Here is a 20,687-nt window from a genome sequence, read left to right on the forward strand (position 1 = left end):
ATGGGTCTCACCTGTCCATTGTGGGTCCGGCCGCGTCCTCGTACGCGCCTCCCCGTGTCCTCGTACGGGCGTCACCGCGCGGCTCGGTCGTGACGCCCGGTGCCCGGACGGCACGACACCGGACCGGGTGAGTCCGGTCGGGTGCCGTGCCGGTCGCGCGGCGCGGTGCGCGGTGGGTCAGGCGTCCGAGCGGACGAGACGGTAGGCGGCACCCGCCAGGGCGAGCACGGTCCAGCCGAGGAAGACCACGAGCCCGGCGGTCGGCGACAGGGTGGTCGAGTCGTGGGTCAGCGCGAACATCGACTCGCCCGCGCTGCTCGGCAGGTACGGGCTGATGTTGTCCTGCCACGAGCTGGGCAGCAGCGAGATCAGACCGGGCACCAGCATCAGCGAGGCGACCAGGACCGAGATGCCACCGGCGACCGAGCGGAGCAGGGCGCCCAGCGCGGTGCCGATCACGCCGACCAGACCGAGGTAGAGGCCCGCGCCCAGCAGGCTGCGGACCACGCCGGCGTGGGACATGGTGAGGGCCGCGGGGGTGCCCGAGACGATGCCGCTGTCGATCGTGAACGCGACGAAGACACCGACGGTGGCGACGACGAGGGCGACCAGGCCGAACACCGAGGCCTTGGACCACAGCACCGGCAGGCGGCGGGGCACGGCGGCCAGCGTGGAACGGATCATGCCGGTGGAGTACTCACCCGCGGTGATCAGCACACCCAGCACGCCGAGGGCGAGCTGCGCGAAGTTCGTGCCGAACACGGAGAGGCTGAGCGCGGTGGCCGCGACGTCGTCGCGGTGCATGGGCCGGCCGGAGTTCAGCTCGGACTTGTAGTGCGCGGCGGCGATCACGCCGAACGCGACGAGGAACAGCAGTCCGAGGCCGAGGGTGATCCAGGTGGACCGCAGCGACCAGAGCTTGGCCCACTCGGAGCGCAGCACACGGCGGCCGGTGACCTTGTACGTCGGACGGGCCTCCCGCACCGGTGCGGGCGCGGGGCTGTCGGTGACGGTGACGGTGCTCATGCGGCCCTCCCGGAGGACTCGACGGTGGCGCTGGCGTGGTACTCGACGGCGTCGCGGGTCAGGTCCATGAACGCCTCTTCGAGAGAGACGGTCCGGGAACTGAGCTCGAACAGCGGGATGCCGTGCTCGGCGGCCTTGAGACCGATCGCGCGCGGGGTCAGACCCGTCACCTGGAGCTCTTCGGATCCGGCCGCACCGGTGATCTCGACGCCGGGACCGGCAAGCACCTCGCGCAGCCGGGCGGCCTGGTCGGTCGCCACGGTGACCGTGTCACCGCCGGCCTGCTGGATCAGCTCCCGCACGGTGGTGTCCGCCAGCAGCCGTCCTCGTCCTACGACGATCAGGTGGTCGGCGACCAGCGCCATCTCGCTCATCAGGTGCGAGGAGACGAAGACCGTACGGCCGTCCGCCGCGAGCCCGGTGAGCAGGTTGCGGATCCACAGCACGCCCTCGGGGTCCAGTCCGTTGACCGGTTCGTCGAGCATGATGGTGGCCGGGTCGCCGAGGAGTGCCGCCGCGATGCCGAGGCGCTGGCCCATGCCGAGGGAGAAGGCGCCAGCGCGCTTCTTGGCCACCGTCTGGAGGCCCGTCAGCTCGATGACCTCCTCCACCCGGCGGCGCGGAATGCCGTGGGTGTAGGCCTGAGCCATGAGGTGGTCGAACGCGGACCGGCCCGGGTGGATCGACTTGGCCTCGAGCAGCGCGCCGACTTCCTGGAGGGGCGCGGTGTGCTGGGCGTAGTGCTTGCCGTTGACCGTGACGCTGCCACCGGACGGCGCGTCCAGGCCGACGATCATGCGCATGGTCGTGGACTTGCCTGCGCCGTTCGGGCCCAGGAAGCCGGTGACGGTACCGGGCTTCACGACGAAGTCCAGCTGGTCCACCGCCGTCTTCTCCCCGTACCGCTTCGTCAGCTGATGTGCCTCGATCATCGATGTTCCCTTACGTTCGGGGGCAGGCCCCCCACCTGACTGCTCACCCTCAACGCTAGGAGGCCATTTCCCCGGATCCGTGGCACCTGGGAGCCGGGTTGCCGCGAGGCCCGTAGTACTCCGGTATCACTCGGCTCGGGCGCTCGGATGACAGGGCGGTCGAGCCCGGCGGTCACCGCCGGCCGTCGCCCGCGCCCGCGGCCGGGAAGTACCGATGATGGATCTCGCCGCCAAGGCCGTTATCATCCGATAGATATGTTTTCTTAATATTTCTTTCGTTCTGTGGCATTTCTCCCGGGGTGGTCGATGTCCCGCAAGCCCCCGACGGACGACGACGACGAGCTGCTGGCCAGGCTCGGGTCGCTGACCGCCCAGGCGCGTGAACGCGCGGAGTTCCAGCGCTCGCAGGTCGAGCTGGCCATCGCGCTGCAACGCGGCATGCTTCCCGGAGACATGCCGACCGCCCCGGGATTCGATGTGGCCGTCCAGTACGCGCCCGCCTGCTACGGCCTCAACGTGGGCGGGGACTGGTACGACGCGTTCAAGCTGCCGGACGACCGCATCGGCCTGTCCATAGGTGACGTGCAGGGCCACAACATCGAGGCCGCCGCGTTCATGGGGCAGGTCAGGGTCGGCCTGCGTGCGCTGGCCTCCGTCACGAGCGACCCGGGAGAGCTCCTCGCCCGGACCAACGACCTCATCCTCTCCATCGGCACCGACCTCTTCGCGACCTGCACCTTCATGCGGCTCGACCCGGCCACCGGCGTGCTGGAGAGCGCGCGGGCCGGACACATACCCTGCGTCTGGGCGACGGCGGACGGGAAGTCCGGCATCACCGAGGACGAAGGCGGGCCGCCGCTAGGCATCGAGGCGGGGATGCGGTACCCGGTGACCCGGCACCGGCTCACCACGGGCGGAGTCTTCGTCCTGTTGACCGACGGCGTCGTCGAGGGCCCGTCGATGACCGTCGACGAGGGGCTCGACCAGGTCGTACGGCTCGCCGGGATCGCGGCCGTCGCGGGCCTGTCGGCCGGTTCACTGGCCGCCGCGGTGATCAGGGGCGCGGAGAGCGTGGGACACGAGGACGACGCGGCCGTGCTCGTGGTCGGGCACGGCGCCCCCACCACCCGGTCGTAGGGAGGCGACCACTGCCTGGCCTCGGGGAGACAGGCGACCACTGTCCGGCCTCGGGGAGACAGACCACCCCTGTCCGGCCTCGGGGAGCCACGCATGTGCGGCTCTGTGGGAGGCCACGACAGTCCGGCCCTCGGGGCGTCACCATCGCTGGGTCCCAGGGGCTGCCCATCCGGCCCCAGGGCCGGATGCCGCTCGCCTCGCCTGCGGGGCCCCGGCGGTGTCTCATGGCTGTGTGGTGGCTACACACGAGCTGCGCCGACCGGCCGTCGCCGCTCTTCAGACGCTGGTGATCGCCGCCTGCTATTACGGAGCAGGGCGGCTGGGACTCCTGCGGCGCCTCTACGTCGAGGGAGCGGTGTTCACACCCATCTGGCCGCCCACCGGCGTGGCCGTCGCCGCCCTGCTGCTTCTGGGGATCAGATCGTGGCTCGGGATCGCGATCGGGGCCCTTCTGGTCGTGTTGTCCCTCTCCTCGTTCTCCTCGTTCCAGCTCTCCGCGATAGGCATCGTCGCGGGCAACACCGTTGCCCCGATCTGCGCCTACCTCCTGCTGAGATCGGTGCGTTTCCGTACCGATCTCAGCCGTTTGCGCGATGGCCTCGCCCTGGTGTTCCTGGCGGCCCTGGGCAGCATGATGATCAGTGCGACGGTCGATGTCGGCCTGCTGGTGCTCACCGGCAAACTCGCCCTGGGGGGCTTCTGGGCGGTCTGGCTGGCGTGGTGGGTGGGTGACGCGATGGGCGTCCTGATCATCACCCCGGTGCTCCTGATGCTGTACGCCGTCCGCGCGCCGCTGCGCCTGACCCGGTGGAAGGAGGCCGTCCTCCTGCTGGCCGCGGTCTGTGTGATGGTGCCGCTCGCCACGCGCAATTCCATCAGCCTGCTGTTCCTCGTCTATCCGCTGCTGATCTGGGCGGCGCTGCGTTTCGAGCTGCCGGGCAGTCTGGCGTGCGCGCTCTTCGCCTCCGTCATGGCCACGGTCGCGGCCACGGACGAGGTCGGTTCGTTCGACGGGCTGAGTCATACCGAGATCATGATCAAGCTGCAGGCCTTCAACGGAACCATGGCACTGACGGCGCTCCTCCTGTCCGCCGTGATCACCGAGCAGCGCAACACCAGACGTTCCGTGGAGCTGGCCTGCCAGGAGCTGGTGCAGGTGCTGGAACACCTGACCGCCGGGAATCCCACGCCCAGACCGCCTCCCCGGGACGAGGGCGGCCAGGGCTGAGGGCGGGGAGGGGCGAGGATCGCCGTCGCCGCGGGCCGCCCGCTCGCTCCGTCGCCGCCCGCTCCTGCGGGTGCCCGGCCGCTCTCCCGAGGGACGCGGCCCGGTGCCGCCTTCGATCGACGCCGCCTTCAGCCGACGCGACGGCTGCCGTGCCGCGGCGGAGCCCGGTGGGGAAAGATGGGACCACCAGCGAAGAACCACCGATGTGGAGGTGCGGGCACATGCAGCACGAGCGAGCGGGCCGTACGGCCGGTCCCGAGGACCTCGTCGACGTAGCCCGGTTGGTCACCGCGTACTACGCGCTCCACCCCGACCCGGCCGAACCCGGCCAGCGGGTCTCCTTCGGTACGTCCGGACACCGCGGCTCGTCCCTGGCGACCGCCTTCAACGAGGACCACATCGCCGCGACGAGCCAGGCCATCTGCGAATACCGCGAAGGCCAGGGCATCGACGGCCCGCTCTTCCTGGGCGCCGACAGCCATGCGCTCTCGGAGCCCGCGAAGGTCACCGCCCTGGAGGTGTTCGCGGCCAACGACGTGGCGGTGCTCCTCGACAGCGCGGACGGCTACACACCCACTCCGGCGGTGTCGCACGCCATCCTCACCCACAACCGCGGACGGTCCTCGGGCCTCGCGGACGGAGTGGTGGTCACCCCCTCCCACAATCCGCCGGCGGACGGCGGCTTCAAGTACAACCCGCCGAACGGCGGCCCGGCCGGCTCCGAGGCGACCTCCTGGATCCAGGACCGGGCCAACGAACTCATCAGGGACGGCCTCAAGGACGTACGGCGCGTCACCTACGCCAGGGCGCTCGCCGCTCCCGGCACCGGCCGTTACGACTTCCTCGGCACCTATGTGGCCGATCTGCCCCAGGTGCTGGATCTGGACGCGATCCGAGCGGCCGGCGTCCGCATCGGCGCCGACCCCCTGGGCGGGGCCTCGGTCGCCTACTGGGGGCGTATCGCCGAGCAGCACGCGCTCGACCTGACCGTGGTCAACCCGCTCACCGACCCCACCTGGCGGTTCATGACGCTGGACTGGGACGGCAAGATCCGGATGGACTGCTCGTCGCCCTACGCGATGGCCTCACTCATCGAGCGGCGCGACCGTTTCCAGATCTCGACGGGCAACGACGCCGACGCCGACCGCCACGGGATCGTCACCCCGGACGGCGGACTCATGAACCCCAACCACTACCTCGCCGCCGCCATCGCCTACCTCTACTCCCACCGGGAGCAGTGGCCCGCGGACACCGGGATCGGAAAGACCCTGGTGTCGTCGGGAATGATCGACCGGGTCGCCGCCGACCTCGGCCGTCAGCTGGTCGAGGTGCCCGTCGGATTCAAGTGGTTCGTGGACGGGCTGGTCGACGGTTCCATCGGATTCGGCGGCGAGGAGTCGGCGGGCGCGTCCTTCCTGCGCCGCGACGGCTCGGTCTGGACCACCGACAAGGACGGCATCATCCTGGCCCTGCTCGCCTCCGAGATCACGGGAGTCACCGGAAAGACGCCCTCCGAGCACTACGCCGGGCTCACCGAGCGCTTCGGCGAGCCCGCCTACGAGCGGATCGACGCCCCGGCGTCCCGCGACGAGAAGGCGCTCCTCGCCAAGCTCTCGCCCGCCCAGATCACCACCGACACCCTCGCCGGGGAAGCGGTCACCGCGGTCCTCACCGAGGCCCCGGGCAACGGCGCGCCCATCGGCGGGATCAAGGTGACCACCGAGAACGCCTGGTTCGCGGCCCGCCCGTCGGGTACGGAGGACGTCTACAAGATCTACGCGGAGTCGTTCCGAGGAACCGATCATCTCCGCCAGGTGCAGGACGAGGCGAAGGCGGTGGTCTCGGCGGCACTGTCCGGCTGAGACCACGCCGCCGGCGCCGTGGTCTCGTCGACACGGCGCCGGTACCGCCAGGGGGTGTCGTTCGGATCACCCAGGATCGGCCCGGCCGCCGGCCGCGGATCGCCCGATGCCGGACCGAGGGCGGACCGTCGTCGCCGACGGTGGTCGAACCGTCCCCGGAGGCCTCGCGAATCTCGGTGCCGGGCGGTTCGGCGGCATGATGGCCCGCATGCGCATCCGTATCGACGCCGTCGACCTGCCCGGCCTCACGTGCCCGGCCCCCGAGGGCCGCACCGTCTCGGCGTACGACAACATCCACGTGGCCGTGCAACGCCGCGACCGCCCGGCCGAACTGCTCGATCCCCAGCCGGGCGACGGCGTGTCCGCGACCTGGACCCTCGAATGCACCGCGGCACCCTCGCCGACGGGTATCGAGCTGAAGGGTCCCTATGTGCAGGACCGGCTGGGCCACCGGTTCATCTATCTGTCGTGGGGCACCGTCGACGAGGCGGGTGTCTTCAGCATGTTCCGCCGCGCCAAGCTCATGCTCGACGCCGTCCCGTCGGACGTGCTCGCCGCGGCCGCGCGCGAGGGTCTCCTCGTCGGGCACCTGGGCCTGACCGACGATTGCGGCAACCCCAGGTGCGCACGCGTCGTGCCGCCGCAGATCGAGTGGACCGCCGAACCCGCCGCGTAGCGCCTGCCCCGCCGCTCATGCGTCGGTGCGTCGGTGCGTCGGCCGACGATGTGCCCTCCGACATGGCGACACGTCGATGCCACCGTAGTTAGAACCTATAACGAAAGCTCTTGACGTTCACGCCTGCGAGTTATAGCTTCTAACTAAAGCGATAGTTGATAACTCACGCAGAGCGCAGTGGAGGTCGTCATGAACGCCGAAGGGCTCGTCGAGGTCGTCCTGCCGGGCAAGGTGGAGCCGGAAGGGCTGGAGATCCGGCACGGCGCCGTCCCGGTCGCGGGCCCCGGCCAGATCGTGATCCGGATGGAGGCGACCGGCGTCTCCTTCGCCGAGCAGCAGATGCGCCGCGGGCGGTACTACGACCAGCCGCCGTTCCCCTTCGTCCCCGGCTACGACCTGGTCGGCACGGTCCTCACCACCGGCCGGGGCGTCGACCCGGGGCTGGCCGGCACGCGGGTGGCCGCTCTCGTCAAGGTCGGCGGCTGGGCCAGCCATGTGCGCGTGGAGGCGGCGGACGCGGTGCCGGTGCCCGAGGGGATCGGGGCGGCGGAGGCGGAGACCTTGGTCGTCAACGGCATCACCGCCTGGCAGATGCTGCACCGCAAGGCGCGGGTCCGGGCCGGACAGACCGTCCTCGTGCACGGTGCCAACGGCGGTGTCGGCTCGGTCCTGGTCCAGCTCGCTCACGCGGCGGGCGCGAAGGTGATCGGTACGGCCTCCGCACGCCACCACGACGCCCTGCGGGCACAGGGCGTCACCCCCGTCGACTATCGCACCGAAGACGTCCCGGCACGCGTGCGAGAACTCGCCCCCGGCGGCGTCGACGCGGTCTTCGACCACGTCGGAGGCCGTAGCGCCGTCGACTCCTGGCACCTGCTCGCCCCCGGCGGCACGCTGGTCGCCTACGGCAGCGCCTCCACCCGCGACGACACGGGCTCCAAGCAGGGGCCCGTACTCAAGCTCCTCGGCCGGGTGTGGCTGTGGAACGCCCTGCCCAACGGCCGTCACGCGTACTTCTTCAACGTCTGGGCGGGCCGGGCCCTGTCCAAGAACCGCTTCCGGGCCCGGTTGCGCGCCGACCTCACGCAGGTGTTCACCGCCCTCCAGCGCGGTGAGGTCACCGCCCGCATCGCCGCCCAGCTGCCGTTGACCCGTGTCGCCGAGGCCCTTCGGCTGGCCGAGTCCGGCACCGTCGCCGGAAAGGTCGTCCTGAATCCGTAGTCGTCCTCGGCGACGGCAGTGCCGTCCGGGGTGCCGACGGCCTCGTGGCCTGGATCGGACAGACCCGTGCCCCGTTCCCGGACCTGCGCTTCGCGATGCAGGTCGCTCACCTGGTGGACGGCCGGTACGTGTCAGTGCGGTGGACGGCCACCGGCACCTACGCGGGCGGCTTCCCCGGAGCCAAGGCCGGCCCCGGCACCGAGGTCGTCTTCACCGGCACCGACACGCTCCGCATCAGTGACGGCAGGTTCGTCGAGTACTGGGTCGATTCCGACACCTTGCGGCTTCTCACCCAGCTCAAAGTCCTTTGAACCACGCCCCCGTTCCGAGGTGCCCGTGAACGGGTCGCCACGGGCTTGCCCGCGCGGGCCCGGCAGCCGCGTGTCAGTGTGGTTTCAGGGCCGCGTGGCCGCGAGATCATCAGGACTTCGGGCGCCAGGCCCTCAGACCGCCGAGCCGTCTGACCGACGAGGCAGAAAAGGAGACAGCGCGTGGAGGAGAGGGAATTCATCCAAGCGGTGTCGGAGCGCACGGGCCTGTCGCGACAGGAGTCGGCCGATCTGACGCGCGCCACGCTGGAGACGCTTGCCCACCGGCTCAGCGGGAGCAAGGACCGGACCCTGGCGCTGGAGCTCCCTGAAGGCCTGGCCGAAGCCGTTCAGCGAGGTGCCACCTCGGCCATCGAGGTCTTCGGCTACGACGAGACCGTACGGCGTGTAGCCGAACGCAACATGCTCAAGAAGGACGAGGCCGACAGCGGGGTACGCGCCGTGCTCGTGACGCTGCGCGAGGCGATCAGCGAGAAGGAGTTCGGCAACATGATGTCCCAGCTCGGAGCCGAGTTCTCCGACCCGGTCGAGGAATTCGTCGGCTGACTCGCCGGACTCTTCTCGCTGGGACACGATTCGGCGGGTGCGGCATCCGCGTCCGGCCGAGGTCGCCGGTCGAGACGGACAGCTCCGACGCCCCGCCGGGCGGACAGCCCCGCGGCCCCGCCCCGCCGCCTTCACCCGCCGTCTCCTCGCGGCAAGGGTCCGCGTCGCGGGCAGCGCGGCCAGTGGCCCACCCGGCAGTCCCGGCGCAGTGTGTGCCGGGACTGCCGGCACGTTGATCCCGGCCGCTGTGGCGCCCTGCCGTCCCAGCGGTCCATGGCCGGACACGGCCGTACCCGTCGGCGCCCCGCCGCACCCCCGATATCCTTCAGCTTCCTCCTCGTCTCCGAGTTCGGGTGCCCCCACCTGGAAGGGATCGCACCCGTGGAGTTCCGGCTGCTCGGCACGGTGTCGGTCGACACCCTCGTGGGACCGCTGCCACTCGGCCCGGCCAAACGCCGCAGCCTGCTCGCGGCGCTGCTGCTGTCGGTCAACACGCCTGTGCCGGTAGCCCGTCTGACGGACTGTCAGTGGGACGACGCACCGCCGCTGCACGCCCGTAGCGTCATCCAAGGGCATGTGTCGCGGCTGCGTGCCCTGCTGGCGGGCGCGGACGCCGCCGCCTACGGGGTCGAACTGGCCACACTCGGCGACTCGTACGCCCTGCGGTCGCCCGAAACCCTGCTGGATTCCCAGCGGTTCGAGGAACTGCTCGCGCTGGCCAGGAAGCAACAGGACGCGCACGACGCCGTGCTGATGCTCAGGGATGCCCTGTCCCTGTGGCAGGGGCCGGCCCTCGCCGGCGCGTTCCCCGGCCCGCCGCTTCAGGCCGCCGCGCACTCGCTGGAGGAATCACGGCTGGCGGCCGTCGAGCAACTGGCGAGCGCCTACACCGTGCTGGGAGAGCACGACCGAGCAGCGGCCACCCTGCGCACGGAAGCCGTCGTCCACCCCATGCGGGAGTCCTTGGCGGCGTCCCTGATGACCGCACTGTACCGGGCCGGGCGCCAGTCGGAGGCACTGGCCTGGTTCCACCGCACCAGGCGGCTGCTCGTCGACGAACTCGGCGTCGACCCGGGGCGTGAACTCGCCCAGGCGTACGCACTGATCCTGCGGGGCGACCCCCTCCAGCCGGGCGGACCGGACGCTTCGCCGGACCAGGGTGCCCCACCTGCCGAAGAGATACGCGACACGGCCGGCCAACGCCTTCCTCCGCAGGGGCCGAAGACCCGTAACGACGACGTCTCCGTTTCAACGCCCGGGCGCTCCGGGCCTGTTGCCCTCCCGCCTCTGGTCGGCCTGCCGTACCCCACGGATCTGCTGCCGCGGGCGCCCCGGGGTTTCCAGGGACGGGAGACCGAACTGGCCGCGCTCACCCGGGCCGCCGCAGCCGAGGCACCCGTCTGCCTGGTCACCGGGCTGCCGGGGGTGGGCAAGACCGCGCTCGCCGTGCAATGGGCCCACCGCAACGCCGACATGTTCCCGGACGGGCGGCTCTTCGCCGACCTGCGCGGGTTCAGCGACACCGGCGAGACCACTCTCACGGAGGTACTCCGTGAGTTCCTGCCGACGCTCGGCGTACCCCCGCGCCGCGTGCCCGAATCGCCGTCGGCCGCCGCCGCGCTCTTCCGTTCGCTGACCCACCGGCGCCGCCTTCTCGTCATCCTCGACAACGCCCGCGACTCCGCCACCGTCCGCGCGCTTCTTCCGGGCGGCGCCGACTGCGTCACTCTGGTCACCAGCCGGCACCGGCTGGACGGCCTCGTCGCCTCCGAGGCGGCCAGCGCCGTCCCGCTGGACAGTCTCGAACCAGGGGACGGCACCGCCCTGTTGGCCGGCGTCCTCGGCAGGGAGAGTGTTCTTGCCGAACCGATGGCGGCGCGCAGGCTCGCCGAACTGTGCGGCGGACTGCCTCTCGCCCTGCGCGTCACCGCCGCACGGCTTGCCGGACGCCCGCAGCGGACGCTCGCCGACCTCGCGGACGAACTCGCCGACGAACAGAACCGGCTGGCCTATCTCGACGTGGACGACACCAGTGTCTCCGCCGCCCTGCGCCTGACCGTGCAGCAACTCCCGCCCGACGCGCTGCATCAGTTCACCAGGCTCGGCCACCATCCCGGTTCGCACTTCGACCCCTTCACCGCCGCGGCACTGGCCGACACGGACCCGCTCGTCGCCGCCGCGGCGCTGGAACGCCTCGCCGCCGCCCACCTGGTGACCGAGACGGCACCCGGCCGGTGGGAACTCCACGATCTGGTACGCCTCTACGCCCGCACCCTCGATCCCGGAACCGGACGCGAATCCCTCACCGGCGTCCTCGACCACTACATCGCCACCGCGCTCGCCGCCGCCGACACCGCGCAGCCGGGGGGCGAGCCCTGCTTCACGCTGCCGGACGACTTCCATCGCCCCGCAGCCGTACGGGACTTCACCGACCGGGTGGCCGCCATGCACTGGCTGGCCACCGAACGCGAAGACCTGGCCCTGGCCGTCGCCGCGGCCCGAGCCGCCGGCCTCGACGACCGTGCGTGGCGCATCATCCTGCTCCAGTGGCCCCAAGTGGTGTGGCGGGTGAGGGACAACTGGGTCCCGCTGCTGAACATCGCGCTGGAATGCGCACGCGCGGAGCGTGACCCGTACGCCCAGTCACGTGTACTCACGCTGCTCGGCTGGGTGCTGAGCGAGGAAGGCCGGCCGACCGAGGCCCTCGCTCTGCTGGAACTCTCGCCACCACTCGCCCGGCAGGCAGGCGACCGGCTCGGCGAGGCGACCGCGCTGATCAACCTCGCAGTGGTCGAAGCCGCGCAGGGCGACCCGGCGGCCGCACTGGAGAACTGCACCCGGGCCATCGTGCTGGCCCGGGAGGAACGCGACGCCCACACCGAGATGCTCGCGCTCCAGCATCTCGCCCGGATACAACTCACCGCGAACCAGCCCCGAGAGGCGCTCCTGTCGGCTCGTACGGCACTCGATCTCGGCCCCGAACACGAGGAGGCGGCGCGCCGCGCGCTGCTGCTGACCATCTGCGGCGAGGCCCAACTGGCGCTCGGCGCGCACAGCGAGGGAATCCCGCTGCTCGACCGGGCCGCCGAAGAGGCCGAACGCGCCGGTTACGACGAGGGCGCCGTACAGGCACTGGCGGCGTTGCTGCGGGTGAACCCGGGGGCGGACTACCGCGAACGGTACGCGGAAGCGGTACGCCGGATCGCCGACGACGGCTGACATCCGTGTGCGCTCGGTCACGGCGCGGACGTCAGCGGCACGCCACCGCAACGTCAGCACGACGTGAGGGGCACACCCGACACTGATGCATGTCAGCAGTTCAGGGACGGCACGCCAGGTGACCGGGCGTTGGCCGCACTCATTCTCGGGGGATCCTTCGTGAGCACCATCCGTAACCGCACCACGCTTCTCGCCGCCACGACCACGGCCGTGTTCGCCCTGGCCCTCACCGCCTGCGGGCCGGACGGATCCGGCACGAGGTCGTCGGGCCCGGAGACCGGCAGCACCTCGCGGGCCGCCTCGCCGACGGCATCCGCCGAGAACGCCGGCGACACGACGGACGGCGGCGCCACCGGCGGTACGGCCGGTTCGAAGAACCCGACGGGTTCCGGATCGGCTTCGGATGCGAAGTCGGCTTCGGGTTCCGGCTCGGGTTCAGGGCCGGCGTCCGGCTCCACGCCCGCCTGCACCACCAAGGACGTTGCCATCAGCGCGGGCTACCAGGGCGGTCCGCCCTACACCCACATCGTCCTCACGGCCAAGAACACCTCGGGTCACAGCTGCCGGATGAACGGCTTCCCCGAGGTCCAGTTCCTGGAGAGCCACCGTGAGAACGTGCCCGCGGTCGCCAAGAGCAAGCCGGGCGCCCCCGTGGTCCTGTCCGCCGGGGCACCCGCCTACGCTCTCGTGAGGCTGTCGGACGGCGGAAAGGACGCGGACACCGAGCCTGTGTTCGCCTTCTCCGTGGGACTTCAGGGCAGCAGCGCGCCGGCCACCGTCAAGGCCCCGGGCGCCGAAGGCATCGCCGTCGACTCCACGAAGTGGGCCACCGGTTACTGGACCTTCGAACTCCGCAACGGAGCCGACGACTTCTAGTCACCGGAGCCCGTCACCCGCTCAAGGCCGCACGACCACGGTCGCCTCCACCCGCCCGAGGCCCGCCCGCCTCGGGCCACCGGATGCGACCGTACGTCGTGGGGGCGGACCGCGCGCCTACGGATCGGTGATGACGGTGCCGAGCCCGGCGGCTGGTGGGCCGGACCCGGGGTCCGGGACGGGTCCGGGACCGGTCGACGACGGGTGCGCGAACCTCAGGACCGCTCCTCGACGACCATCTCGCCCAGGAGGGACCAGTCGTCCTGGGGGATCTTCATGTTCACGATGCGCGGTGTCGCGACCAGGTGCCGGGGCAAGGTCTGCCGGGCGGCCTCGAAGTGCGCGGACTGGACGTGGGACGCTCCGGCCTCGTCGTCACGGAAGGCCTCTACCAGGACGTACTCCGTCGGGTCGTCGATGCTCCTGGACCAGTCGAACCAGAGACAGCCGGGCTCGGCGCGGGTGGCGGCGGTGAAGTCGGCGGTGATCTCAGGCCACTTCTCGGCGTCTTCGGGGCGGACACGGAACTTGACGGTAATGAAGATCATGAAGGCTCCTCAGGTGTGTGTCGAGCCATTCTGTGCCGTCCGCGGCGGTTGAACACCATGGGCCCGCGGGCCGACCGGGGGACCTCCACGGGGAGGTTCGTCCCGTCCGCCGGCGGACCCTGTCTCCGCGGCCCCGGCCCGGGTTCCCCGCATCCCCGGCGGGCGCGCGACGACAGCTACGGCACCTCGCTCGCCGCGTCGTCGGAGGGTCCGGACGCGTGGCCCGGACGCGCCTCGTGCGAAGACGGTCCTCCGCCGTGCGGCGCACCGCGTCCGACACCGCGCGCTGATCCACCGGGGGATGACGGACAAGCCTCAGTCGCGGTCGACCGCCGTGCAGACGCAGACCCTGTTTCCCTCCGGGTCGGCGAGGACCGTGTACGACGGGGAGTGGGAATCGTCGACCACCGTGCTCCCGGCGGCGACGGCCGCCCGAATGCGCGTCCCCGCCGCCTCGGGGGCCAGCCAGAGGTCCATGTGCCAGCGCTGGCGCGGGGTCCGGTGGGCATCGGCCCGCTGGAACCACACGCTGGGGACACGGTTCCTCGGGTCGAAGACCGTGTCGTGCACGGTGTTGCCGGCCTCTCCCGTGAGCAGCGCTGCCCAGAAGGGGCCCGCCACCGTGTCGTCGGCGGTGTCGAGGGCGACCTCCAGCTGTGTCACCTCTTCAGGGGCGGCCGTGAGCCCGTGCTCATGGGCCGGCAGCGTGATGACGCGGGCCAGTCCAAGGTCCTCCGGGGTGATCCAGCGGGCGCCGCTCCCGTCGACGGTGAACAGGCTCACGTCGACGAGACCGGGACCCAGCCTGATCTCCGGTACGTCATGTCCGGCGACGGCCGCCGCGTGCGCGACCGCGCTCACGAACGCGGCCCCCGAGGCCGTGTCGGGGGTCCGGTAGCGGGCGGCGAGGGGCTGAGCGAGCTTGCGCCAGTCGTTCAACCCGTTCGCGATCGATTCGAGGATCTCGCGGTTGCCGACCTTGTCCATGGGCCCATGCTTTCAGGCCGTCTCCCACGCCACGAAGCGGACAAGCCGCACGAAGGAACTGTTACGCGCCGGGGCGCTCACCTTTCCCGCCGGACGGCCCGGGTTCGGGCCGCTCGCCGGTGAGTTCGGGCTCCAGACCCTCGCCGACCGCGGTACGCGCCCGCCCCGCGTCGACACGCCACGCCTCGAAGGCCCAGGTGGTGAGCGCGACGACGGCCAGGCCGAGCAGCCAGCCGCCCACCACGTCACTGAACCAGTGCACGCCCAGGGCGACGCGGGTGAAGCCGACCCCGAGGACGCAGAGCACGGCGGCGTACCAGCACAGCGCTCGCCACGCGCGCGGCACCAGGGGCAGCAGGACCAGCAGGAGGACGGCGAACGAGGTGGTGGCGGTCATCGCGTGGCCCGAGGGGAAGGAGAAGCCGGGAGCCCGTGCCACCGGATCCTCCAGCGACGGACGTGCCCGCTCGACGACCGTCTTCACGAGGAGTCCGATGACTCCGCCGGCCACGGCTGTCACCGCGGACCAGGCGGCCAGCCGCCATGCCCGGCGGTACACCAGCCAGACGGTGAGCAGCGCGACAGCGGCACGCAGGGTGAGCGGATCCCAGACCCGGTCGGAGAGGAAGCGCAGGGTGCTTGTCCAGGCGGGATGGTCCAGGGCGACGCCGTGCAGCCGGCGGGCGGCACCCGTGTCCAGTCGGCGCAGGGGCCGCCATCGCCCCTCGACGAGGACGAGGAGCAGACCGAAGGGCACCGCCGCGATCGCCGCGACGGCGGCCGAGCCGAGGAGGCGGACGCCGAATCTGCGGTCGGCCACCCGGCGGCGACGCTCTTGCAGGCTCCGGACCGCGACGCGCGCCGTCATTCAGACTCCCGGATCGGGGCGGATCGGACCGGGGCGCCGCGCACGGGAGGCCTCCAACTGCGCGGCGAAGGACAGCCCGAGGAAGAGGGCTATCGAGGTCAGGTAGGCCCAGAGCAGCAGCGACATGAAGGCGCTGAGAGGGCCGTAGACCGTGTCGAAGGAGCCACTGACCCCGAGGTAGAGGCTCAGCAGCCAGGTCAGCGCCGTCCACAGCACCAGGTACACGGCGGCGCCGAAGGCCAGCCAGGTGTATCCGGGCTGCCGACGACGGGGCGAGCGACGGAAGATCGCGCTGGCCGAGAGGAGGGCGAGAAGCAGACCGAAGGGCCAACGCATGATGTCCCAGGCGGTCTTGGCGCCTCCGTCGAGGTGATAGACGGTCACGACCGAGGACGCCAGGTCGCCGCCGGCCACCATCAGGACGAATCCGAGGCCGAGTGGGATTCCCGCGCTCAGGGACATGACCAGACCGCGCAGATACTTCCGGTGGAAGACGCGGTCGCGCTCGTTCCCGTAGATCCGGTTGGCGCCGCGCTCTATCTGGCACATCGCCGTGGTCACGTTGACCAGGGAGAAGGCCAGGCCGAACCACAGGGCGACCTGTGCCCCGTCGCCCGCCGTGCGCCTGCTGCGGCGCAGCGCGTCGTCGACGACGTCGGCGCTCGGGCCCGCGGCGATCCGGCGGATCGTCAGTTCGGCGACCCTGCCGACGTCCTCGGTGTGCAGGGCCGAGGAGAGACCCACGAACGCGATGGCGAGGGGGATCAGGGCCAGGACCGTCTGCAGGGCGAGTGCGCGGGAGTGGCTGAACCCGTCGGCGTAGCGGAACCGGATGAACGCGTCGCGCAGCAGGGGCCAGCCGCCGTAGCGGCGCAGGGAGGCCAGTGCCTCGTCGGCGGAGAGCTCGTCCCCGGTCATCGCACGGGTCTCGGGGACCTTGGACGCGGTACCCATTCACTTCTCCCGGGAGGGCAGCAGGACGGTCAGCGCGCCGGGCTCGACCTCGGCGGTGAGGCGGCGGCCGTGGCCCACCGGATCCCCGTCGAGTTCCCGGGACTGAAGGGTGTCGAAGGTGAGTTCAGCGCGCCGGAAGGTGAAGAACTCCACGGGGACCGCGCGTCGGCCGGCGCCGTCGGCGGTGATGGTGTGCGCGGCCGACGGCCGGCGTGACTCGGCACGGCCTCTCAGGAGCGTCCGCGCGGCGCGCAGCCAGCCGATGGCGCCGCGGGGGTCGAGGACCAGAAGGTCGAGGAGGCCGTCGTCGGGACGGGCCTCGGGCAGCAGTGTCACCCCGCCCTGCACGGTTCCGACGTTGGCGACGAGCACCATACGGGCCGTGCGGCGGAAGGCGGGGGAACCGTCCAGCCGGACCGTCACGCGCATCCGGGGTGTCCTCAGCGTTCCGATCCCGGCCAGAGCGTAGGCCGGCCAGCCAAGGTGGGCCTTGGCGCGAGGATCGGCGTGCTCCATCATCGCGGCGTCGAGGCCCGCCCCGGCCATCGCGGCGAACCGGGTGGCGGTCAGGCCGTCGCCCTCGATGCTTCCCAGATCGAGCCGGTGCGGACCGCCGTCAAGAGCGGCGTCGAGCGCGGCGAGGGGGGAGAGCGGCAGACCGAGATTGCGTGCCAGCAGATTGCCGGTGCCGCAGGGGACGATGGCCAGGGGAACACCGCTTCCGGCCAGGGCGTCGGCGACGGCGCGGACGGTTCCGTCCCCACCGCAGACCACGACCAGTGCCGCGCCCTCGCGGACCGCGCGGTCCGTCTGTCCGGTCCCGGGGTCGTCCGCGGTGGTCTCCAGGAACACGGGGTCGCGGTGGCCGTGCCGTTCGAGGGACCGCCGCAGATCGTGGCGCGTGGGCTCGTGGGCCACCGTGGGATTGAGGATCACGACGGTCGTGCCGGGCCGGCGCTCACCGGCGGTCCGTCGGGCGGATACGCCGACCGCGGACGGCACCGCGGTCACGGACCGGTCGACGAGCAGGGCGCGGCCCACGATGAGCAGCGACAGCCCGCCGTTGGCGAGGCCGCCCAGGACGTCCGTGGGGTGATGCATGCCCCGGTAGAGCCGGGCGGCGCCCACGAGCAGCGGCAGGAGCAGCAGCAGTCCGGCCACGACCCTGCGCCACGGCCCGCGGATCCGGGACAGCGCGACCACCGCCAGCCCCGCGTAGAGGGCGGTCGCCGCCCCGGTGTGTCCGGAGGTGTAGCTGGAGGTGGGCGGCGAGGCGTCGAGGCGGTCCACGTCCGGCCGGTGCCGGTCCACCGACTCGGTGATGGCCAGGAAGACCAGCGACTGGAGCGATACGGCCACGGCGAGGAAGATCGCTTGGCGCCACATCGGCAGACGGGGTATCAGCAGCAGGCCGAGGCAGGCCAGAAGCGTGACGGTGATCACCGTGAGGGTGTTGCCGGCTTCCGAGGCGATGGACGACAGCGTGGTGAGGGTGCCGGTGCGGGCGCGTTCGAGGCCCTCGTTCACGGCGTCCTCGGCCGTCAGCGGCCACAGCCCGCGGGCGGGGCCGGTGATCAGGAGTCCGAGGCCCACCATCGACGCCGCCTGGCAGGCGGTCAGCGCGGCGACGCGTGCGGTGGTCCGGCCGGTGCCCCGGGGCAGCGCCGACGAGCGGGCGGGGCGCACGGCTTCGGTTCGGCCACCGGACCCTCCGGGTTCGGTTCGGCCACCGGACCCTCCGGCGGCTCTGTCCGGTACGGCGGTCGGCATCGGGACTCCCGGGGGCAGCGCGGTGTGGCCGGATTCCGCCCGGGCCGCGCTTCCTCCCGGGTCCACCGCCGTGTGCCCCGGAACGCCGCGGACAGGCCTGTCGTGGGCCTGGAGTCAGGGGAATGCCCTGTTTCTCGGGCGGAGCCCGGCTCCCGTCCGAAGAGCGGTCACCGGGCTCCGAGAGCCGGCTCAGCCGTGATAGGAGATGTAGCCGTTGCCGTCACGGTCGTTGGCCGACTTGGTGTACGAGTGGGCGTCGGCGCGGGCCCCGGACGACTTGTACAGGTAGATGCTGTCCTTGTCGTTGTTCCAGATGAAGTTGCAGTTCTGGCGGTAGACGACGTTGCCGGCGTCCGAGTCCGTGCCGTGCCCGCCGCGGAGCTTGATGTGGTCCCCGGGCTCGAGGTAGTGGTTCGCGGGGAAGGTGAACTTGTTGCCTACGGCGTCCTTGACGACGTAGCCCTTCAGGTTCACGGTCGTGCCGGACGAGTAGTTCTTGATCGTCAGGTACTCGTCTCTGCTGTTGCCGCTGGAGCAGTTGTTGGAGTCCCGGCCGGGCGCGTCGTACTGGACGCCCTTGATCTTCAGCGAGGACGAGTACTCCGTGGCCTGTGCCGGGGCCGTGGCGATGGCGGCGAGCGTGCCGGCAGCGGCGGCGGCGACAGCCAGGGCGTTGCGAATACGCATGAGGAATCCCCCCTCAGTGGTGCGGATGAAGCTCCAGGAGCATACCGATGGTGTGATCAGCGGATGGCGGAAATGTGTGGGACACGTAAACGCCCTGTTGAGGGGAGTGCCTCGTGCCGCCCGGCGGACGGACCCCGTCGATCGGCCGAGGGACCCGTCGTCGTGGTCGCCGACCTGCTGTGACTTCCCCCACCTCCTCTTGTCCCGGCAAGGAAGGCATACCTAAGTTCTGTCTCATGGCCCCACAGAATCCACCGCTCCCCGAAGGCCCCGGCGAGGCTGACACCCCGAACTCCCCGGGTGCCGGTCGGCCGGACGCCCCCGCGCTGTTCGAGTTCGCCGTCGACCTCACCGCTCAGGAGGTCCTGCGCCAGGCCCAGGTCCTGGCCGCCCTCGGTCCCGACTGGGACCCGATGGAGGTCATGCGCGAGGAGGAGGCGGCGTACGCCCTCCTGTACTCCGGTCTCGACGAGGAACAGCAGCGCGTGTACGACGGCCTGGTCGCGTCCGGCGTGCTTCCCCGGCGCGGAGACGGCAGTGCTGCCGCTTGACCCGCAGGCGGACATCGGGCGCCGTGCCTGGGTGACGTGTCCGAACTGCGCCGACAGCCACGGGTGCGCGTCGTGCGAGCAGCGGCGGTCCTGCTCCGACCACTGGCGCTACCTGCTCTCCACCACTGGGAGCCTGCTCCATCTGCAGTGTCCGTCGTGCACCCATGTCTGGGTCCACGAGACCGGATTCGGTGCCACGCGCTCCCTCTGGGACCGCATCGCGGGCGGCCGCCCCGGACGCTGACCGGCGGACAGGCGCCGCGGGCACCCGTCTTCGCCCACCCCCCAGGACCCGCGTGTCACGGCGGGGATATCCTCAAGGGCCCCAGGCGGGTCGAACCTGTCCGACGCGCCGCTGTGGGAAGATCGCAACCCCGCACGACAGCAGTCCGGGCCCGCGCACGCCATCGCTCGTAGATTCGACGACGCTCGCGGCCCACCGGTGGATGACGGACCGGCCCGCGCGGGTAAAGAAACTATGCGCACCAGCGCGAACATCCCACTGCCGAAGGACTGCCGGTCTTGGACCTCCCACACTCCGAATCTCCTGCCGCGCGACGTCCTGGACGCACCTGGACCGTCCGCATCTCCGGCCACAGCGACCGCACCGCGTCGGTCTCGTGCTCCTCTCCCTGCGCCATGCCGCCGCGGTCCCGTGACCTCGCCGCGCTGCGCCGCTTCGCCGAGGCCCACGTAGGGGCTCATGCCCGTGCGGCCACCGTGCACGCGGACGCCGCCTGCGCCTGCCGGCAGACGCAGTGCGCCTCGCACGAGGGCAGCCAGGTGCACTGCATGGGCAGTGTGCTGCTGGTGCTGCGCCATGATCCGGCCATTGCCCAGGTGTGGACCCTGATGGAAGTCTGCGCGGCCTGTGCCCCGTTGATGACCCACACCCGCGTCGTGGGCCGTGCCGTGCCCCGCACCCGCACGCCTTCCGCGCCCACCACGCCGCCGGCCACCGCCGGTGCCCCGGCGACCGCCCCCGCGGTCCCCGGCGGGTTCAGTGCCCCGAGCGGGCCCGGTTTCAACAGCGCGGACGCACCCCCGGCACCGTCACGTCGCCGCGCCGGCGGCCGTGGCCGTCCCCAGCCCCGGCAGGGCCGGCGGGACCAGGGCAGATCTCGCGGCTGACCCCGTCCCGGTCGGCTGACCGCGGGACCACCCGTGCCAGGCCGACGGTGGCCCCAGCCCGCTGACCACGGCCTGAGCGGTCGGCCGACCACGGATCACCGCGGGCGGCCGTGGTCCCACCGCGGCCGCCCGGGGCACG

19 protein-coding genes and 1 pseudogene are annotated in these 20,687 nt (G+C 71.6%); 12 read left to right on the plus strand and 8 right to left on the minus strand.

The window, feature by feature from the left end; genetic code table 11:
- Positions 1 to 177: 177 nt before the first annotated feature.
- On the minus strand, positions 178 to 1,026 hold the full coding sequence (locus ACFYW8_RS01455; protein ID WP_365873621.1) for an ABC transporter permease: 849 nt from the start codon (positions 1,024 to 1,026) through the stop codon (positions 178 to 180).
- Positions 1,023 to 1,958: an ATP-binding cassette domain-containing protein gene (locus tag ACFYW8_RS01460; protein ID WP_365873623.1), complete on the minus strand. Its 936-nt coding sequence runs from the start codon at positions 1,956 to 1,958 to the stop codon at positions 1,023 to 1,025. Before ACFYW8_RS01460 ends, ACFYW8_RS01455 begins: the two co-directional genes overlap by 4 nt.
- A 306-nt stretch (positions 1,959 to 2,264) precedes the next feature.
- Between ACFYW8_RS01460 and ACFYW8_RS01465 the strand changes: the two genes are divergently transcribed.
- From ACFYW8_RS01465 to ACFYW8_RS01505, 9 genes and pseudogenes are all read left to right on the plus strand, one after another.
- On the plus strand, positions 2,265 to 3,095 hold the full coding sequence (locus tag ACFYW8_RS01465; protein ID WP_389065721.1) for a PP2C family protein-serine/threonine phosphatase: 831 nt from the start codon (positions 2,265 to 2,267) through the stop codon (positions 3,093 to 3,095).
- A gap of 232 nt (positions 3,096 to 3,327) precedes the next feature.
- Positions 3,328 to 4,323: an MASE1 domain-containing protein gene (locus ACFYW8_RS01470; RefSeq protein ID WP_389065725.1), complete on the plus strand. Its 996-nt coding sequence runs from the start codon at positions 3,328 to 3,330 to the stop codon at positions 4,321 to 4,323.
- Positions 4,324 to 4,544: 221 nt separating this feature from the next.
- A complete protein-coding gene (pgm, locus tag ACFYW8_RS01475) occupies positions 4,545 to 6,185 on the plus strand; it encodes a phosphoglucomutase (alpha-D-glucose-1,6-bisphosphate-dependent) (RefSeq protein ID WP_389065730.1) in 1,641 nt (546 codons plus the stop codon).
- A 208-nt stretch (positions 6,186 to 6,393) separates the two neighbouring features.
- Positions 6,394 to 6,861, plus strand: coding sequence for a DUF5990 family protein (locus ACFYW8_RS01480; RefSeq protein WP_389065734.1), 468 nt, complete (start codon positions 6,394 to 6,396; stop codon positions 6,859 to 6,861).
- A gap of 189 nt (positions 6,862 to 7,050) precedes the next feature.
- Positions 7,051 to 8,082 (plus strand): medium chain dehydrogenase/reductase family protein, encoded by a 1,032-nt coding sequence (locus ACFYW8_RS01485; RefSeq protein WP_389065738.1) that lies wholly within the window; start codon positions 7,051 to 7,053, stop codon positions 8,080 to 8,082.
- Positions 8,083 to 8,117: 35 nt separating this feature from the next.
- A pseudogene (locus ACFYW8_RS01490) lies at positions 8,118 to 8,393 on the plus strand (ester cyclase); the annotation flags it as partial.
- A gap of 180 nt (positions 8,394 to 8,573) precedes the next feature.
- Positions 8,574 to 8,957 (plus strand): DUF2267 domain-containing protein, encoded by a 384-nt coding sequence (locus tag ACFYW8_RS01495; protein WP_365873636.1) that lies wholly within the window; start codon positions 8,574 to 8,576, stop codon positions 8,955 to 8,957.
- Between the two features lie 381 nt (positions 8,958 to 9,338).
- Positions 9,339 to 12,176: a BTAD domain-containing putative transcriptional regulator gene (locus ACFYW8_RS01500; RefSeq protein ID WP_389065745.1), complete on the plus strand. Its 2,838-nt coding sequence runs from the start codon at positions 9,339 to 9,341 to the stop codon at positions 12,174 to 12,176.
- Positions 12,177 to 12,335: 159 nt separating this feature from the next.
- Positions 12,336 to 13,052: a DUF4232 domain-containing protein gene (locus ACFYW8_RS01505; RefSeq protein ID WP_389065749.1), complete on the plus strand. Its 717-nt coding sequence runs from the start codon at positions 12,336 to 12,338 to the stop codon at positions 13,050 to 13,052.
- A 215-nt stretch (positions 13,053 to 13,267) separates the two neighbouring features.
- On the opposite strand, the gene ACFYW8_RS01510 is transcribed toward ACFYW8_RS01505, so the two are convergent.
- From ACFYW8_RS01510 to ACFYW8_RS01535, 6 genes are all read right to left on the minus strand, one after another.
- The gene (locus tag ACFYW8_RS01510; RefSeq protein WP_365873642.1) at positions 13,268 to 13,600 is read right to left on the minus strand and encodes a putative quinol monooxygenase; all 333 of its coding nucleotides are present in this window, start codon (positions 13,598 to 13,600) and stop codon (positions 13,268 to 13,270) included.
- Between the two features lie 315 nt (positions 13,601 to 13,915).
- The gene (locus ACFYW8_RS01515) at positions 13,916 to 14,587 is read right to left on the minus strand and encodes a VOC family protein (protein WP_389065755.1); all 672 of its coding nucleotides are present in this window, start codon (positions 14,585 to 14,587) and stop codon (positions 13,916 to 13,918) included.
- A gap of 61 nt (positions 14,588 to 14,648) precedes the next feature.
- The gene (locus ACFYW8_RS01520) at positions 14,649 to 15,455 is read right to left on the minus strand and encodes a phosphatase PAP2 family protein (RefSeq protein ID WP_389065759.1); all 807 of its coding nucleotides are present in this window, start codon (positions 15,453 to 15,455) and stop codon (positions 14,649 to 14,651) included.
- Positions 15,456 to 16,409 carry a YihY/virulence factor BrkB family protein gene (locus ACFYW8_RS01525; RefSeq protein ID WP_389065763.1) on the minus strand — a complete coding sequence of 318 codons (954 nt, stop codon included), beginning with the start codon at positions 16,407 to 16,409 and terminating at the stop codon, positions 15,456 to 15,458.
- A complete protein-coding gene (locus ACFYW8_RS01530; protein ID WP_389065768.1) occupies positions 16,410 to 18,179 on the minus strand; it encodes a diacylglycerol kinase family protein in 1,770 nt (589 codons plus the stop codon). It lies immediately after the preceding gene.
- Positions 18,180 to 18,368: 189 nt separating this feature from the next.
- Positions 18,369 to 18,866, minus strand: coding sequence for a lamin tail domain-containing protein (locus ACFYW8_RS01535; protein ID WP_389065773.1), 498 nt, complete (start codon positions 18,864 to 18,866; stop codon positions 18,369 to 18,371).
- 236 nt (positions 18,867 to 19,102) lie between these two features.
- Here ACFYW8_RS01535 and ACFYW8_RS01540 point away from each other — a divergent pair, with 236 nt between their 5' ends.
- The 3 genes from ACFYW8_RS01540 to ACFYW8_RS01550 all read left to right on the plus strand — a co-directional run bounded on the left by ACFYW8_RS01540 (position 19,103) and on the right by ACFYW8_RS01550 (position 20,548).
- Positions 19,103 to 19,417, plus strand: coding sequence for a DUF6400 family protein (locus ACFYW8_RS01540; RefSeq protein WP_389065778.1), 315 nt, complete (start codon positions 19,103 to 19,105; stop codon positions 19,415 to 19,417).
- The gene (locus ACFYW8_RS01545) at positions 19,404 to 19,661 is read left to right on the plus strand and encodes a hypothetical protein (protein WP_365873656.1); all 258 of its coding nucleotides are present in this window, start codon (positions 19,404 to 19,406) and stop codon (positions 19,659 to 19,661) included. Before ACFYW8_RS01540 ends, ACFYW8_RS01545 begins: the two co-directional genes overlap by 14 nt.
- Positions 19,662 to 20,056: 395 nt before the next feature.
- Positions 20,057 to 20,548 carry a hypothetical protein gene (locus ACFYW8_RS01550; RefSeq protein WP_389065783.1) on the plus strand — a complete coding sequence of 164 codons (492 nt, stop codon included), beginning with the start codon at positions 20,057 to 20,059 and terminating at the stop codon, positions 20,546 to 20,548.
- Positions 20,549 to 20,687 lie beyond the last annotated feature (139 nt).

This window comes from Streptomyces sp. NPDC002742, assembly GCF_042888885.1.
In the GTDB taxonomy this organism is placed as follows: Bacteria; Actinomycetota; Actinomycetes; order Streptomycetales; family Streptomycetaceae; genus Streptomyces.